Origin of the sequence: Devosia sp. (assembly GCF_035944845.1) — a bacterium.
Taxonomy (GTDB): domain Bacteria; phylum Pseudomonadota; class Alphaproteobacteria; order Rhizobiales; family Devosiaceae; genus Devosia_A.
Window position 1 is genome coordinate 1 of record NZ_DASZAW010000057.1, and the last position, 15,716, is coordinate 15,716.

The window sequence follows — 15,716 nt, forward strand, 5'->3', positions numbered from 1 at the left end:
CGTTGAGGAGGTTGGGGAGGAAGCGGCGACGGGTACGGTTGAGCGCATGGCTCACCTTGTTCCCGGTCATCACGCCCTTACCGGTGAGTTCGCAGCGGCGAGCCATTGGAGTATCCTGTCAAAAGGCCCTCGGCGGGGGACGATCCCCTCGCAACGGGCTGGAGTCTGTTCTTGATTGCGGACGCTCCCATAGAGAACGGAGACCCTCCCGTCAAGCTTGTGAACGCTGAATCCCTTGCCAGTCCGGGCCCGCCTCGGCATTTTGGCAGCAATTACTGATTCGCTGCCTGGTGACGCCCGCGTCGCCCTTGGCGATGCCGCCAGAGGTCCGTTCCCGTGTTGAACGCCGGTTTCCGCCAGACGATGCGAATGGCCGCCACCACCCTGGGGCTGGCGCTGCTGGCCCTGCCCGCTGCAGCCGCCGAGATCAAGGCGCGCGCCGAGTACATGGTGACCATGGGCGGCACCCACATTGCCAATGTCCGCATCAACCTGAGCGATAACGGCTCGGCCTATTCGCTGGTGCTCGACGCCAAGATCACCGGGCTGGCGCAACTGGTGGCGAGCGGCACCGCCAAGGCCACCTCGACCGGAACCTCCACCGACAAGGGCTTGCGCTCGCAGAAGTTCGACATCCTCACCCGCGCCGGTGGCGAGGATTTCACCTCGGCCGTCACCTATGCCGGCGGCACCGTCGATACATTCAAGGTCGCCCCGCCCATCGTCAACAATATCGACCGCGTGGCGATCGAGCGGAAACACCTGACCACCGCCAACGACATGTTGGCCCCGTTCGTCCTGAAGGGCGCAGCTCTCGACCAGCAGCTCTGCAACCGGCAGATGCCGATCTTCACCGGCGTCGAGCGCTTCAACCTGAGCCTCAAATACGTCAAGGACGATACCGCCACGAGTAAGCGCACCGGCTACCAGGGGCCGCTGGTGCTGTGCTCGATGCACTACACCCCGATTTCCGGGCACTACACCAATAACGAGATCACCACCTACCTCGCCAAGAACGAACGCATCCTCGTCTGGTATGCCCCCCTCAAGGCGCAGGGCTATTATATCCCCTACCGCGCGTTGGTGACCACGGAAGCCGGCGATCTCTCGGTGGTGCTGACCGACATCTCGGAGTAACGCCGGCGCCGATCGCGGCGATGAACGGCAGCTAAACCCTTCTATCACCACGCGTTCAACCGCATGGCGGCATCCTGTTCTCCAATGGCTCACGCCAAGGAGGAACTGATGACCATCGTGAAACTCGGCATTGCCGCTCTCGCCGCAACGGTCGCGCTCGCCGGCGCCGCCAACGCCTTCGATCTCAAAGCCGGCAGCCCGACCAAGCTGGTCCCCACCAGTGTCCAGCTCGGCATCATCTCGCCGCCCAACAATATTTGCCCTGGCAACGGCAAGCTGACAGCCTGGGTCGAGACCAACAAGCCCGGCACCATCAACATTCTCCTGGTGAAGAAGGGCGGCGCCGTCGGCGGCCCCTACTCAGTCACCACGGTGAAAGGCGCCAACGGCATCGTCATGGGCAGCTACACGCAGAACCTCGTGATCAACAATCCGGTCGACGCCGAGTACCGCGTCGTCATCGCCGGCACGCCCATCCAGTCCAATTGGGTCCCGCTCGTCGCCGAGTGCTAAACGCCCGAGGTCAGCGTTTGCTGATCCCGAGGTCAGCGTTTGCTGAGCCTCCCGACTTCCGCGCCCCGGACCATGGGCAACAGACCCATGGTCCCTCGTGCCGGCAAGCCTCCAAGCGGGGCTGCCGGCCGGGCGGCGGAAGCTACTTCTGCCGCGGCTCGTGCAGGTCCTCGCCCGCGGCTGCCCATTTGCCCGCCCGCTTCAGCTTGACGGCTGCGAGCAACGTCGCGGCAGCGTTCCGCACCTCGCCCTGCATGCCGGTATCGGCGTCGAGTTCGTCGTGGCTGATCGCATAGGGCTTCCAGTAGCCGACATAGCGATCGACTTCCGCCTTCGGTCCTGCCGGCTCCAGCTTCATGAAGCGCAGCCAGTCCGAGATCGACCGCCGCACATTCTCCGCTCCCTCGACGTCGCCATGCGCCACCACCGCGTAGAGCCGTCCCGCCAGGTGACGGGGATAATCCCAGTGATCGAGTTCGATCGCCTTTGCTGTCTCGGCATCCTTGCCATGCGTGAGGGTCGGGTCGGGGTTACCGCCATCGGCGCACACCAGGCGGTCCATCATCAGCTTCAGCGGTGAACTCACCTGGTACCAGTTGACCGGCGAGACGATGAAGATGCCGTCTGCTTTCACCCACATCGGGTAGATCTCATTCATCCAATCCTGCACCTGGCCCAGCGAATGGTTCGGGTAGCAGGAGCAGGGCCAATGGCAGAGCGGCGCCGCGGTCGAAAAGCACGCCTTGCACGGATGGATGTTGCGACCGTATTCCGAAGCAAGCCGTGACAGATCGAGGATCTCGACGTCCGCTCCGTCAGCCTCGGCGAGGTCGGCGGCCATCTTCACCATGCGCCAGCTCTTCGAACTTTCGCCCGGGCAGGTATGCTCGCTGCGCGACGAGGCATTGATGAACAACAGGCGCGGCGGCCGGTCTTTGGCCTCGTAGGCGCGCTGCGCATCGTCGATCGCCGCCTTGGCCGCGATCCAATCCACCGACAGGTCGTAGTCCGGATCGGCGTAGCCGGGTCCGGCTTTGCGGGTGTGCGGCGCTTTACGGGCATTGCTGTAGCCGTCCCAGGCAATCGAGGCGACCTTGTCGATCTCCTTGCGCACCGCATCGAAGGCGGGATCGACAAACTGCTGCCGGTAGCGCTCGAGGAACTCCGCTTGGCTCAGGTCGACCGGCGGCATCTGTTTGCGGGGAGTGGGGAATGGTTGGGGCATGTCGGCTCCTCTTTCGAGCAACAAGCAGCCTGCGCGCCCGCGGTTCCCCTCCTCGACGTTCACGTCCGATCTCCCCGAAACCCACCGGTCGCGGAAATCATGGTTAACGCATCGTTACTAAAATCCGCGTGTCATTCCGGGACGGTCAACGGCTATTTTGCCAACGCGCCCGCGTGAGCAGCCCTTGTTCAGGCAGCCCAGCCATGAAGCCGATAAAAATCTTTGCAGCTCAGCACTTTACGCCTCGTTTACCGTTGGCCGATTCGAGGGCAAAACTGACCGAAATTAACCTCCCGGCAACCTTCCTGAACGGGATATCCGGGGATTATGCCCAATGTCACAGGAAAGCCGCGACGCTAGCGGGTCGCGAGCCAAACCACCCACCATATGCTGTAGTGAACAAACGCAGATTTCCGAGTCGCAACCGATTCCTTTCCTGTTTGTTCTCTGTTCGTACCATTGGTTAATGCCGACACAGGCGAAGTCGCACTTTTGTTCCGCGACGAGACACTCGTTTGTTGGCTTTCGATCACCTAAATAGGGCGCGATGACTCCCGCTTCCGCCTCCTCGCTCAAGGCGATCCTTGGGCCCACCAACACCGGCAAGACCTTCTTCGCCATCGAACGGATGCTCGCGCACCGCTCGGGGATGATCGGCCTGCCACTGCGACTTCTGGCCCGCGAGGTCTACCACAAGGTGGTCGACCGGATCGGCGCCCAGCACGTGGCGCTGGTCACCGGCGAAGAGCGGATCGTTCCCGCCAAACCGCGCTACTGGGTCTGCACGGTCGAAGCCATGCCGCTCGATGTGCCGGTCGAGTGCATCGCCATCGATGAAATCCAGGTGGCGACCGATTTCGACCGAGGGCACGTCTTCACCAACCGCCTGCTGCATGCGCGTGGCATCAGCGAAACCCTGCTGCTCGGCGCAGCCACCATGACGCCGCTGATCCGCGCGCTGCTGCCCGACGCCGAGATCATCCAGCGCCCGCGCTTTTCCGAACTGCTCTATGCCGGCAGTAAGAAAATCTCGCGCCAGCCCAAGCGTTCGGCCATCGTCGCGTTTTCGGCCAGCCAGGTCTACGCCATTGCCGAGCTGATCCGGCGTGAGCGCGGCGGCGCCGCAGTGGTGATGGGAGCGCTCAGCCCGCGCACCCGCAATGCCCAGGTCGACATGTACCAGAACGGCGATGTCGATTTCCTCGTCGCCACCGACGCCATCGGCATGGGCCTCAACCTCGACGTGCACCATGTCGCCTTTGCCGACGATCACAAGTTCGACGGCCACCAGAACCGGCAGCTGACCCCCGCCGAGTTTGGCCAGATTGCCGGACGGGCCGGCCGCCACATGCACAATGGCAGCTTCGGGGTCACCGGCCATGCTCCCGATTTCGACGACGAATTGGTCAAGCGGCTCGAAACCCACGACTTCGAGCCGGTGCGAGTGGTGCAATGGCGCAACGCCGAGCTGGATTTCGCTTCGATCGAGGATCTGAGGGCAAGCCTCGACCAGACGCCCAAACTCACGGGCCTGACGCGCGTTCCCATCGCCACCGACCAGCATGCGCTGGAGTTCGTTGCCCGCAACGAGGCCGGCGCCGCGGCAAACGGCGAGGCGGCGGTGCGCTTGCTATGGGAATGCTGCGGCATCCCCGACTACCGCGATATCTCGCCCGCCCAGCACGGCGAGATCATCACCCGCATCTATCTCGATCTCACCCGCCACCGCCATGTCGACGCCGACTGGATTGCCGAGCAGGTGCGGTTCTGCGACAATGTGACAGGTGACATCGATACGCTTTCCAATCGGATCAAGCAGATCCGGACATGGACCTTTGTCGCCAACCGCAAGAACTGGCTTGAAGACCCCGCATATTGGCGCGAAAAGACCCGGGACATTGAAGATCGACTGAGCGACGCCCTGCATGAGCGTCTCACTCAACGTTTCGTCGATCGTCGCACCTCGGTGCTCATGCGCCACCTGAGAGACAAGCATATGGTATCGCCTGAAATTAACGACCGCGGTGAAGTGAGCCTCGAAGGCCACCTGATTGGTTCCATCGAGGGCTTCCGCTTTACTTTGGCCCGGTCGGAAGGTGGCGATGCCAAAGGCGTGGCGACAGCTGCGGCGCAGGTCGTAGCGCCGGAGATCGCCAAACGCGCCGAACGCGTCGCTGGCGCCCCCAACGAAGAGCTGGTGCTGTCGACCGACGGCTATGTGCGTTGGCGCGGCGAGGTCATCGCCAACTTGATCGAGGGCGAACAGCTGTTCACCCCGCGCCTCATCATCCTGGCCGACGAGAGCCTCACCGGCCCCGATCTCGAGCGCGTGCAGGACCGGCTGAACCTTTGGCTTCGCCACCTCATCAACACCCAGCTCGAAAGCGTGTTGTCGCTCGAGGCTCCGGCCGATCTCGAGGGCGCCGCCCGCGGCGTCGCCTACCGATTGTACGAAAACCTCGGCATCCTGCCGCGCGGCGCCGTGGCCGAAGAGGTCAAGGGCCTCGACCAGGATGTGCGCGGCAAGCTGCGCAAGCTCGGCGTCAAGTTCGGCGCCTACCACATCTATGTGCCGCAGAGCCTGAAGCCGGCGCCGCGCGAGCTGGCGCTGATCCTTTATGCGCTGAAGCATGGCGGGGTGCGCCAGCCGGGCGTCGCCGAACTGCCGCAGATCGTGCTGTCGGGCCGCACCTCGTTCCTCATCGACCCTGAAGTCAACGTGAAGCTCTATGAGCTCGCGGGCTTCAAGGTTGCCGGCCGCCGCGCGGTGCGCGTCGATATCCTCGAGCGCCTCGCCGACATCATCCGCCCGCTCATCGCGCTGAACCCGGTGACCCACCAGGGCGAGCTGCCGCCGGGCGCCGCCGAGGGCAACGGCTTCCGCGTCACCGTCGAGATGACCTCGCTGCTCGGCACCGCCGGCGAAGACTTCGCTTCGATCCTCAACTCGCTCGGCTATCGCGTCCGCCGCACCCCCAAGGTTGCAGCAGCGCCGGTGGCCGAGACCACCACGACGACAGAGACCGTCGAAACGACCGAAACCATCGAGGCGACCGAGACGACGACGGCCGATACCGTTGTTGCCGGTGCCGCCGAAGCGGTGGCTGCCGACGTTGCTGATGCCGAAGTGAACGCCGCAGCCGCTGACGCCGTCGAAGGCGTGGTGCCGGCCGTCGCGGTGGTCGCCGAGACTGAAGTCGCCGCCGTCGAGACCGCAACCACCGATCTCGGCGCCCCAGCTCCGACAGAGGACACCAAGCCTGCCGAGCCCGAGTTCGACGAGATCTGGTTCCCGGCGGGCCGTCGCCCCGACAACCCTCGCCACGGCGGCAACCGCAATCGCGGTCAGCGCGCCGACGCCGCCGAGGGCGCGGCCGAAGCCGAAAAGTCCGAGCGCCCGCAGCGCAACTTCCGACGCCCCGACCGCCCCGCCGGCGGCGACAAGGGCGACGGCAAACCGAACCGCCCGCGCTTCGAGGGCCGTCGCGACGGCCAGCGCCCAGGGGCCGGCAACGGCAATGGCGGTGGCAAACCGTTCGAGAACAAGGGTGGCAAGCCCGGCGGCAAGCGCTTCGACAAGCCGCGCGAGGACTGGAAGGAACACCGTCCGCGCGAGGATCGGAAGCCGGCCGTGCTCGATCCGAATTCGCCCTGGGCGGCGCTCGCCGCGCTCCGGAACCCCAAATCGGAATAATGGCGCTTGGAGAAGCAGCGGCTCGACAGGTGGCTGTTTTTCTCGCGTGCGGTGAAATCGCGCACCCTGGCGCAGAAGCTGATCGAAACCGGCGCCGTCAGGGTGAACTCCGAACGCACTGACCGGTCCGACCACAAGGTCGGGCCGGGCGACGTCCTCACCATGACGGTGCACACGCGCCTGTTGGTCTGGCGCATCCTCGACCCCGGCAGCCGCCGCGGCCCCGCCCCCGAAGCCGCCCTGCTCTACGAGGACCTCTCGCCGCCCCCGGTGCCCCGCGAGGCGTTTCCGCCTATCCACGCCGAACGCGAGCCGGGCGCCGGCCGTCCGACCAAGAAGCAACGCCGCGACACCGACCGGCTGCTTGGCGACGAAGACTGAGGGATGCGCCGAAAGCCTGACCGCCCAGTCCCTTGCAGCGTCGGACAAAAAGGGCTAGCACGGCCCAAGGCGCACGGCTTGCTGCGTGCGTCCGGCTGAAAGACCCAGCGGCCCGACAAACTTGAGCAGGAACGCTCGCGCAATATGACCTATATCGTCACGGACAACTGCATTAAGTGCAAGTACATGGACTGCGTCGAGGTTTGTCCCGTCGACTGCTTCTATGAAGGCGAGAATATGCTCGTCATCCACCCCGACGAGTGCATTGACTGCGGCGTTTGCGAGCCCGAGTGCCCGGCCGAGGCGATCAAGCCCGACACCGAGGGCGGCCTCGACAAGTGGCTGGAGATCAACAGCAAATACGCCTCCGCCTGGCCCAACATTACCGAGAAGCGCGACGCTCCGGCCGATGCCAAGGAATGGGATGGCGTCGAAGGCAAGTACGAGAAGTACTTCTCCGAAGCCCCCGGCGAGGGCGACTGAACCGCCCACTGACCCTGCTGATGTACGGGATGCGACCGGAAGCTGAGCGGCTTCCGGCGGGCTTGATTCGCAACTTTTGATTTTGCTGAAATTTTGTGCTATGCTCCTCGAACGAATGGAGCTTGCCCGTCATCCAATGCGTGCCACTAGGCACCCTTTTTTTTGACACCAGCAATTATGGGGCGCAGTCATCCGGTCGCGCGGACCGGAAGAGTGCGTGAAGGGTTTTTGCTTATCTGTTCGAACGGGCGAACGAGCAACAACAGGACGGCCTCTCCGCGAAGAGCTGTCCGGCGGCGGCGTTAATAGGAGTATCCTTTATGGTCACCAAGAAGCCTCAGCAGCGGCTTGGATTCAAGACGGGCGAGTACATCGTCTATCCGGCGCACGGCGTCGGTCTCATCACCTCGATCGAGGAACAGGAAGTTGCGGGGCTGACCCTCGAGCTGTTCGTCATCTCGTTCGAGCAGGACAAGCTCACCCTCCGCGTGCCCGTCGCCAAGATCAAATCCGTCGGCATGCGCAAGCTCGCCGAAGAGGACGAAGTCAAGAAGGCGCTGGACACCGTTACCGGCCGCGCCCGCGTCAAGCGCACCATGTGGTCGCGCCGCGCCCAGGAATATGAAGCCAAGATCAACTCCGGCGACCTGATCGCCATTTCGGAAGTGGTGCGCGACCTGTTCCGCTCCGACGACCAGCCCGAGCAGTCCTATTCGGAACGCCAGCTGTTCGAACAGGCGATGGACCGCATGAGCCGCGAGGTTTCGGCCGTCAACAAGCTGACCCTCACCGAGGCCGTGCAGCTGATCGAAAAGAACCTCGCCAAGTCGCCGCGCCGTGGTCCGAAGGCCGATGCAGCCGACGCCGAGGAAGCTGCGTAAGCTTACGCGACGCAACAGCATCAGGGCCGGTCGAAAGACCGGCCCTTTCTGTTTCTACTGATCCAACCCCATGACCACGCACCCCCGCACCATCCGGATTGCCGCCGCTGTCCTCGCAGATCTCGACGGCCGCGTGCTGCTGGTACGCAAGCGCGGCACCGCCATCTTCATGCAGCCAGGCGGCAAGATCGAACCCGGCGAAGCGCCGCTCGAAGCGCTGCGGCGTGAAGTGCGCGAGGAGTTGGGCCTCACGATCGACCCGGCAGTCGCACACTATCTGGGCGTGTTCTCGGCGCCGGCGGCGCATGAAGCCGGCGCCACCGTGGTTGCGGAGGCCTTCTGGCTCAACATCCGGTCACACCCGTCACCTGAGGCCGAGATCGAGGAAGTGCGCTGGATCGACCCGCAGGACCCCGGTCCGATCGAACTCGCCGTCCTGTCGCGCGACCATATCCTGCCGGCCTATCGCCGCGCCCGCTGAGCCGCCTTTACTTCGGAACCGGCCAGAACGCCCGGACGCGCTGCTGATAGGCACCGAAGCGGTCGCCGCGCGAGCGCAGCATGTGCGCTTCGAGCAGCGGGATGCCCGAGACATGCACCAGCAGCCAGTACATCATCGCCGGCGCCAGCAGCGTCAGCCAGCCCCAGGGGTATGCAAGGCCGATGCCGATGGCGGGGTAAGCCAACCAATACAGCCATTCGAAGAAGTAGTTCGGGTGCCGGCTGAGCGACCAGAGCCCGACGTCGCAAACGCCCTCTGCATTGGCCCGATTGGCCTTGAAGGCCCTGAGCTGCGCATCGCTGACCGCCTCGCCAGCGATGGCGAGCAGCGCGATGGCGACACCAAGCATATCGCCTAGGCCAAGCGGGGCGGGATTGCCCGCCGCCGCCAGCACGGCAACCACGAGCACCAACGATGCCGCGGCCTGGATCTGAAGAAACAAGAACAGCTGGCTGCGATAGCGCTCGCCCCAACCGCGGCGCAGTTCCGCGTAGCGCGGATCGTCGCCGCCGCTGAGCGTACGGCGCGCGATATGGGTGCCGAGCCGCAATGCCCAGAGCGCCAGGAGCGCCATCACCAGCAACCCCCGTCCGGCCGGCGCGCCGCCCTCCGCCCACCAGACGGCAATGACGCCAACCAGGCCGGTACCATAGCTCCAGAAGGTATCGGCCCAGCCGGACCGGCCCGAGCTGATCACCACCCACCAGGCCAGCGCCATCACCAATGACAGCAACACCGCCGCGATACCGACCGCGGTGCCGCTGATCATTCGACCTGCTCCGGCACGCGCCGGTCGGAGACCGCCACCGTCCCCGAGGCGATGCGTTGCCGCGCCGGCGACCAGTGAAAGAACGGCACGCCCTTGGCGATGAGCTTCAGTGCTTCCCAGTGGATGCCGGCGACCACCTTGAGCGTCATCAGCGGATAGCCGGCAAAGGCCCGCCACAGCGCCCGGTTCGACAGCTCCTCGCGCCGCCCATTGAAGCTGGCGGTGAGCAGCAGCCCCTCGGCATCGTCCTCGAGGATCGAGACGCCGACACGCTCCTTGGGTGTGGAGATGCGGAAACGATAAGTGCAATCCATCGGCATGAACGGCGAAACGAAGAACTGCTTCTTCGCCGCATGTCGCACCACCCGCTCTTCACCACGGGCCGGAAGTGCATAGGTGTGGCGCTCACCATGGGTGTTGTGCACCTCGTAGAGAATACCGGCGAGCCGCCCGTCCTGCCGATGGCAGAAGTAGACGCTCAATGGGTTGAAGACGAAACCGAGCAGCCGGGGATAGCACAGCAGCTCGATCCGCCCGCCATCATAGCGGATGCCGGCCTCCGTCAGCCGTTCGGCGGCCCACGCCTTGAGCGGTCGCCGCCCATCGCCATGGTCGGCTTGCCGAAAGCTGAACAGGCCGCCGCGCTCGATGCCAAGCAGCGCAAACCGACCGGCAAGCTCATCGAGCTCATCGAGGTCGAGCAGCAGGCAGAACACTTTGTAACCAAGGCTGTGGCGCTTCGGCCGGAGCCGGGTATGGGCGACCTCGCCCCGATACAGCGCCGACCTCATAAGGCCGTTTCCAGCACCGCCGGCGGCACCGCAATGCGGCCGCGCTGCGCTGCCCAGGGCGGACTGATGCCGAACTGATCGGCCACCGCCAGCCCCGACTGCAGTGCGTCTTCGTGAAAACCGTAGCCGAAATAGCTGCCGCAGAACCAGGTGTTGCGCACCCCCTGCAACCGCCACAGCTGATCCTGCGCTGCAAGCGCCGCGTGATCGAAAAGCGGGTGGGTGTATTCGAAACTGCGGACGACGCTCTCGGGCCGCGGCTGCCGCGACGGGTTCAGCGTCAGGAACAGCTGTCGGCGGGTGCGCAGCGATTGGAGGTGATTCATCCAGTAGCTGACGCAGAGCGGCCGGTCGGATGCTGCGTCGTCAGTGCCGATATAGTTCCAGCTGGCCCAGACCGAGCGCCGCCGCGGCATCAGCGTGGGGTCGTCGTGCAGCACTGCGACATTGGGAGTGTAGCGAAAAGCGCCGAGCACGGCCTGCTCGTCGGCCGAGGCGTCCTCGAGCAGCCCCAGCGCCTGGTCGGCATGGGCGCCGATCACCACATCGGTGAAGACTTCCCGGCCGCCCGCTGCATCATCGACGATGACAAGGCCGGCTTGCCGGCTGACTCGCGTCGCCCCGGGGCGGCGCTGCATGGCGGTGCCGATATCGGCCAGCAAGGCTTCGACATAGCTGCGGCTGCCGCCCAGCACGGTGCGCCATTGCGGTCGATTGGTGACCTGCAGCAGGCCATGGCTGGTAAAGAAGCGCAGGAACGAGCGCATCGGATAGTGCCGCATCTGCTCCGAGGTGGTCGACCAGATCGCCGCGCACATCGGCAATACATGCTCCTCGATCAGTGCCTGCGACCAGCCGCCGCTATCGAGGAACTCACCGAGCGAAATTGCCTCCATGGTGCGCTCGTCGAGCCCGCGCGTCACCTCGTAGAACTTCACGATATCGGCGATCATCCGCCAGAAACGCGGGTTCAACAGGTTGCGCTTCTGCCCGAACAGTCCGAACGGCCGGCTGGAATATTCCACGCGCCCATCGCCCACCGACACCCCGAGCGACATGTCGGAATCGACGCTGGCCACCTGCAGGTGCTCGAGCAGCGCGGTGAAATTCGGGTAGTTGCCGGGATTGTAGACGATGAAGCCGGTGTCGACCGCGACCGGTCCTTCCGGGCACTCCACATCGACGGTGTTGGCGTGCCCACCGAGCCAGCTATTGGCTTCATACAGCACCACCTCGTGCCGCCGGCTCAGCAGCCAGGCTGCCGATAGCCCGGCGATACCCGCGCCGATGATTGCGATGCGTCGTCCGGACGCCCGTGCCTGGTCTTGGTGGAGATGCCGCACCTGAATTTCCCATCCGCTGCCGATGGGAGGAACTACGGGTCGCAGGTGCGAATTGTTTCAGGCGCAGCAAAAAAACTCTGGCAGACGAAACAGTTGGGTGCTCACACCCGTTGCTTACAGCTCAGCTTCCGGAGACTGCAGCATGCCGCCCTTCGTCGTCGCCTATGCCGGAGCCGCCATCACTATGCTGGCGCTCGATGCGATCTGGCTCACCACCATGGTACCCCGCATCTACCAGCCGCAACTCGGCGATCTCCTCGCCGAGCGCCCCAACCTCGCGGTGGCCGGGGTGTTCTACCTGCTCTACCTCGTCGGAGTGCTGGTCTTCGCCATCCTGCCCGCGCTCGAAGCGCGCAGCTGGCTGACCGCGCTGGGGTACGGCGCCCTGCTCGGCCTTGTCGCCTACGGCACCTACGACTTCACCAACCTCTCGACGCTGCGCAACTGGCCGCTCAGCCTCAGCCTGATCGACGTGGCCTGGGGCATGGTGCTCACAGGCGTCACCGCGCTGGGCGGTTACTGGGCGGTGCGCTGGCTGGTGCCGGGGTGAGGTGGTTCGCAGATGGACCGAAAGACCGGCGGCGTCATCGAATTAAGTCGGTTGTGCGTACCACCGCAAACGCCCCAAACTCGGTGTCATCCCAGCGAAAGCTGGGACCCAATTATCCACCTGCGCAGGCTGCGAGTTGGGTCCCAGCTTTCGCTGGGATGACAGCCGGTGGTTGATGGTAAGTCAGGACCACAGCCGAGCCCTCGACCAGTGCGACCTGTCGCTTACTCGACCGTGACGATCTTGTACTTCTGCCCCGCCACCAGCGTGTCGCCCGGGTAGAGGTTGTTGAGGATGTAGAACAGGTCGGTGCCGCGGCTGAGCCCGCTCATCCGGCGCGCCAGCGAGTCCGCCGTGTCGACACTGCCGGCCGTGACGGTGCGCACCACCAGCTTCTTGACCAGCGCCAGATCCTTGGCTGCGGCGGCGCGGAAGCTCTTCAGCGTCGCTTCGGCGGCTTTGGTGAACGCCGGGCTGTCGAACTTGGCGGCAAAGATGAAGCGGTAGACCCGCCCATCGTGGCGCACCACCGCGACGCGGAAATTCCACTGCGGGGTGACGGCGACGCCGGTCGCCATTTCGAAGCCGTTGGCGCTCTCGCGCTTCACCGTCGCGGGCTGCAGTCCGGCAATCCAGCCAGACTTCAGGTAGTCCTCGAGCCCCATCGTCGCCGGCACTTCGGCGCTGTCGAAACGCACCGCCTCACCTTCGCCGGCAACCCCGACGACGGCGCCCTTCGAGATCTGCAACGTATAGTTGGAAGGGACCTCGAAGGTGAATTTCAGCGTCGGGTTGATGTAGCGGCGCCCCACCACCGCGCCCTGCGCCGGGCTGTCGCCGAAGGCGAGGCCATCGATGCCGGCCATGTAGCCGTCGCGGGCCGTCTCGCCGAGGCCGGGAGCGCCGAAGAAGGCGCGCGCCGTCTCGATCGCCTTCTGGATCCGATCGGGGGTCGAGGGGTGCGAGGAGAGGAAGTCGTCTTCCTGGTCGGCGTCGCCGGCCGAAAAATGCGCGAACCGGCCCATGGCGCCGAGGAAGCGCGCTGCCGCATGCGGATCATAGCCAGCGCGACCGGAGGTGAGGATGCCTTCCTTGTCGGCGGCCAGCTCCTGCTGCTGGCTGAACGCCGCCAGCGACATCTTCGAGCGGTTCGAAGCCTGGTCGGTCGCGGTGTCGGCGCCGAACACCCCGGTCACCACCTTGTCGACGATCTCGTTGGTGCGCACCCGGTTGGTGCGGGCACGGGCGTGCTTCAGCGTCACGTGGGCGATCTCGTGCGCCAGTACCGCCGCTATCTCCGAGGTATCAGACGCGAGCGCCAGGATGCCGCGGGTGACGTAGACATAGCCGCCCGGCAGCGCGAAGGCGTTGACCTCGGCGGTATCGAGAATGGTGACGGTGAACTTCTGGTTCGGTTGGTCGGCCGCCGCCAGCAACCGGCCGACGATCCGCGCAATCATGATCTCGGCCTGGCGGTCGGAATAGATGCCACCATAGGAGGCGACGATCCGCGGGTGCTCGCGTGCCCCGATCGCGTCTTCCTCGGGATCGTCGGAAGCAACGATCGGCGCGTTCTGCCCCTCGGTGCGCGTCGTCGTCACGCCGGGCAGGCTCGAGCAGGCAGCAAGCACCGCAAGGAGCGCCACTGCGAGCGGGGCGCCGAGCGCCGTGATCATCGAACGCGACTTCATGGAGCGAGGAGAACCTCTATCTGCTCTGGATGGGTGATTTCGACGCGCGGGCCATCGACCTCATCCACCCAGCCTCTGATCCTGACGAGGGCACCCTCGAGCCTGAGGGGGTCGAGACCGGCACGTGAAAACAGCTGGACCGCCGACCGTTCGATCACGGCGGTGAAGTCCTCTTTCCACGATCGGCCAAAATTCAGGTAGATGCGCCCCTGCGCCTCGTCGGCGAGAAGCACCCGACCCTCCACCAGCTCGTAGTGACCCAGGCGCCCGGCCAGTTCAGCCGGCCGGTCCGCCCGCCGCACGAGATAGTATGGGTCGGCCCAGATGCCAAGCTTCATCAGCCGGGCCGAGCCCTCGGCGGCCAGCAACTGTGGCAGACATGCACGATTGTCGGGGAACGAATAGACCCGCGCCCAGCCGTCGGCCACCATCCGCTGCTGCACCCAGAGCTCCGGCGTGCCCTCGACGAACAGCTGTCCGAGCGTCCGGCCATGCCGATCCACCTGCTCGCCGCCATGGCGCACGGCGACCCGCTTGCCGAGCGCCAGCTGTTCCAGCGCCACACGCGACTCCTCGGCTTTCGGCCAGGTTTCGAAATCCTCGCGACCGAGCGGCAGTTTCGGCGCCTGGGTGCCGATCAGGCGCACCACGACACCGGTATCGAGCACCACGGTATCGCCATCGGTGACCGACATGACTGTGCCCTTCGGGCCATCGACCAGCCCGTCACAGCCCATGGCAAGGGCGCTCAACGGCATGGCGACAAACACCGCGACCGCAGCCAATCTGAGCACATTGAAAGCAAGCAAACTTGGCCCCATCCGACAGCAACGCAAACTGCACGAAATTGCGGCGAAATTCTTCTATCTCGCGGCAACGCCACGACGAATGTTGCAGCTTGGCCACGTCGCGTGCGCGGCGTCGTCAGAAAAAGCAGCAGACTTTCCTCCTCGGACTTGCTCCGATGCAATGACCTGGAGCGCGGCACGGTTTCATTGAAACGACGACGTGCACTAGGATCACGGCGATTCTGCTGCCGGACCGCTGACCGATGCTCGCCGAACTCTTTGTCTATGCTGCGAGCTATCGCCCGACGCCTCCGGCGTTCCGGCCGTTTCTGGGTGAAGCAGTCGGCCTGTGGGCCCGTGGTCAGCGCCAGACCCGCGCCTGGGCCCCGCACCTCGCCAATTCGCGTGGCCTGATCGACACCACCATCGACGATCTCGGCGCTCGCCGCACCGTGGTGGTGCTCGGCTCCGGGCCGCTGTTCGACCTGCCGGTAGAGTCGCTCGCCCGCACCTTCAAACGGGTGATCCTCGTCGATCGTATCCACCTGTCGACCATCGCCCCGCGGGTGGACCGCTACGCCAATGTCGAGCGCCACTGGCGCGATCTGTCGACCAGGACGAACCCCGACGCGCTGGATTTTCTCGAGACGATCGCCGATCTCGACTGGGTGATCTCGCTGAGCCTCGTCAGCCAGTTGGCGCGTGCCGCGCCCGGCGCGGAGCGCCAGGTGGTCGACGGCCACCTCGACCGGCTCGCCACGCTGCCCTGCCCGGCGACGCTGATCACCGACCTCGATTACCGGGTGTTCAACCGCCACGGCGTGATCCTCGACAATGCCGACCTGCTGCATGGCCGGCCGGTACCGCGCAGCGGGCTGCGCTGGAAATGGGAAGTGGCGCCCTTCGGCGAAGAAGGCCGCCACACCCGGCGTGTGCATTCGATGGCGGCGTGGCCCGACTGGCGCCAC

At 65.1% G+C, this 15,716-nt stretch carries 16 protein-coding genes; 9 read left to right on the forward strand and 7 right to left on the reverse strand.

Annotated features, from left to right (window positions below; all coding sequences use genetic code 11):
• Positions 1-106: 50S ribosomal protein L28 (gene rpmB / locus VGV07_RS09690; RefSeq protein WP_326868492.1), on the reverse strand; the 106-nt coding region annotated here is incomplete at its 3' end.
• Between the two features lie 263 nt (positions 107-369).
• Here rpmB and VGV07_RS09695 point away from each other — a divergent pair.
• Positions 370-1,137: a DUF3108 domain-containing protein gene (locus VGV07_RS09695; RefSeq protein WP_326868477.1), complete on the forward strand. Its 768-nt coding sequence runs from the start codon at positions 370-372 to the stop codon at positions 1,135-1,137.
• Positions 1,138-1,245: 108 nt separating this feature from the next.
• Entirely contained in the window at positions 1,246-1,650 is a 405-nt protein-coding gene (locus tag VGV07_RS09700; RefSeq protein ID WP_326868478.1) for a hypothetical protein, read from the forward strand.
• 142 nt (positions 1,651-1,792) lie between these two features.
• Here the strand turns inward: VGV07_RS09700 and VGV07_RS09705 are convergent, their stop codons facing one another.
• The gene (locus VGV07_RS09705) at positions 1,793-2,875 is read right to left on the reverse strand and encodes a flavodoxin family protein (RefSeq protein ID WP_326868479.1); all 1,083 of its coding nucleotides are present in this window, start codon (positions 2,873-2,875) and stop codon (positions 1,793-1,795) included.
• A 547-nt stretch (positions 2,876-3,422) separates the two neighbouring features.
• On the opposite strand from VGV07_RS09705, the gene VGV07_RS09710 reads away from it, so the two are divergent.
• From VGV07_RS09710 to VGV07_RS09730, 5 genes are all read left to right on the forward strand, one after another.
• Positions 3,423-6,569: a helicase-related protein gene (locus tag VGV07_RS09710; protein WP_326868480.1), complete on the forward strand. Its 3,147-nt coding sequence runs from the start codon at positions 3,423-3,425 to the stop codon at positions 6,567-6,569.
• A 6-nt stretch (positions 6,570-6,575) separates the two neighbouring features.
• Positions 6,576-6,950 (forward strand): RNA-binding S4 domain-containing protein, encoded by a 375-nt coding sequence (locus VGV07_RS09715; RefSeq protein ID WP_326868481.1) that lies wholly within the window; start codon positions 6,576-6,578, stop codon positions 6,948-6,950.
• A 144-nt stretch (positions 6,951-7,094) separates the two neighbouring features.
• Positions 7,095-7,433 (forward strand): ferredoxin FdxA, encoded by a 339-nt coding sequence (gene fdxA, locus VGV07_RS09720; protein ID WP_326868482.1) that lies wholly within the window; start codon positions 7,095-7,097, stop codon positions 7,431-7,433.
• Positions 7,434-7,753: 320 nt separating this feature from the next.
• A complete protein-coding gene (locus VGV07_RS09725) occupies positions 7,754-8,314 on the forward strand; it encodes a CarD family transcriptional regulator (protein ID WP_326868483.1) in 561 nt (186 codons plus the stop codon).
• 70 nt (positions 8,315-8,384) lie between these two features.
• Entirely contained in the window at positions 8,385-8,795 is a 411-nt protein-coding gene (locus VGV07_RS09730; RefSeq protein WP_326868484.1) for an NUDIX domain-containing protein, read from the forward strand.
• Between the two features lie 7 nt (positions 8,796-8,802).
• On the opposite strand, the gene VGV07_RS09735 is transcribed toward VGV07_RS09730, so the two are convergent.
• Genes VGV07_RS09735 through VGV07_RS09745 form a run of 3 tightly spaced genes read right to left on the reverse strand, consistent with a single transcriptional unit; the run spans position 8,803 to position 11,719 of the window.
• Positions 8,803-9,585 carry a DUF1295 domain-containing protein gene (locus tag VGV07_RS09735; RefSeq protein ID WP_326868485.1) on the reverse strand — a complete coding sequence of 261 codons (783 nt, stop codon included), beginning with the start codon at positions 9,583-9,585 and terminating at the stop codon, positions 8,803-8,805.
• Entirely contained in the window at positions 9,582-10,376 is a 795-nt protein-coding gene (locus tag VGV07_RS09740) for a DUF1365 domain-containing protein (RefSeq protein ID WP_326868486.1), read from the reverse strand. Before VGV07_RS09740 ends, VGV07_RS09735 begins: the two co-directional genes overlap by 4 nt.
• Positions 10,373-11,719, reverse strand: a complete 1,347-nt coding sequence (locus VGV07_RS09745) for an NAD(P)/FAD-dependent oxidoreductase (protein ID WP_326868487.1) — start codon at positions 11,717-11,719, stop codon at positions 10,373-10,375. The genes VGV07_RS09740 and VGV07_RS09745 overlap by 4 nt, the downstream gene beginning before the upstream one ends.
• Positions 11,720-11,861: 142 nt before the next feature.
• Between VGV07_RS09745 and VGV07_RS09750 the strand changes: the two genes are divergently transcribed.
• Positions 11,862-12,269 (forward strand): DUF2177 family protein, encoded by a 408-nt coding sequence (locus VGV07_RS09750; RefSeq protein WP_326868488.1) that lies wholly within the window; start codon positions 11,862-11,864, stop codon positions 12,267-12,269.
• 224 nt (positions 12,270-12,493) lie between these two features.
• Here VGV07_RS09750 and VGV07_RS09755 read toward each other — a convergent pair whose 3' ends face one another.
• Together VGV07_RS09755 and VGV07_RS09760 are read right to left on the reverse strand one after the other, a co-directional pair.
• Positions 12,494-13,960 (reverse strand): M48 family metalloprotease, encoded by a 1,467-nt coding sequence (locus VGV07_RS09755; RefSeq protein WP_326868489.1) that lies wholly within the window; start codon positions 13,958-13,960, stop codon positions 12,494-12,496.
• The gene (locus VGV07_RS09760; RefSeq protein WP_326868490.1) at positions 13,957-14,769 is read right to left on the reverse strand and encodes a thermonuclease family protein; all 813 of its coding nucleotides are present in this window, start codon (positions 14,767-14,769) and stop codon (positions 13,957-13,959) included. Before VGV07_RS09760 ends, VGV07_RS09755 begins: the two co-directional genes overlap by 4 nt.
• A 242-nt stretch (positions 14,770-15,011) precedes the next feature.
• On the opposite strand from VGV07_RS09760, the gene VGV07_RS09765 reads away from it, so the two are divergent.
• The coding region (locus VGV07_RS09765) for a hypothetical protein (protein ID WP_326868491.1) at positions 15,012-15,716 on the forward strand (705 nt) is incomplete at its 3' end.